The 337-nt window shown below is 61.7% G+C and carries 1 protein-coding gene; it reads right to left on the bottom strand.

The annotated features are described in order from the left end of the window. Positions 1 to 61: 61 nt before the first annotated feature. Positions 62 to 337, bottom strand: a 276-nt coding sequence (locus tag EN786_RS36595) for an L-rhamnose mutarotase (protein WP_135910126.1), incomplete at its 5' end; no start/stop codon positions are given.

The following is a 337-nucleotide window of genomic DNA, read 5'->3' as shown; positions in this document are numbered from 1 at the left end:
GATCGGGCGCGGCTTCGACGGCTTCGGCCAGGACTGCGACAGCGATGCCGGATCGAAGGCATCAGTCATAATGGAAGACCTCGTCCATCATCGCCCACCATTCGCCCTCCTTGCGCGTTTCCAGCGGCTCCTGACAGGGCATGCAGACCGACCACCATTCCTGCGTCTTGGGATCGGCCGCCATCTTGGCCATGTCGGCGGCGTAGTCGGTGCCGTGATATTCGAAATAGGAGAACAGCAGGTTCTCCGGCCGCTTCAGGTAGATCGAGTAGTTCTTGATGTTGCAGGCCGAGATCGTGGTCAGCACGTCCGGCCAGACGGCGGCGTGAAGGCGGAC

This window comes from Mesorhizobium sp. M4B.F.Ca.ET.143.01.1.1, from assembly GCF_004792275.1.
GTDB lineage: Bacteria > Pseudomonadota > Alphaproteobacteria > Rhizobiales > Rhizobiaceae > Mesorhizobium > Mesorhizobium abyssinicae.
Note: the sequence above shows the minus strand (reverse complement) of the source record. Positions and strands in the feature narration are given on the sequence as shown.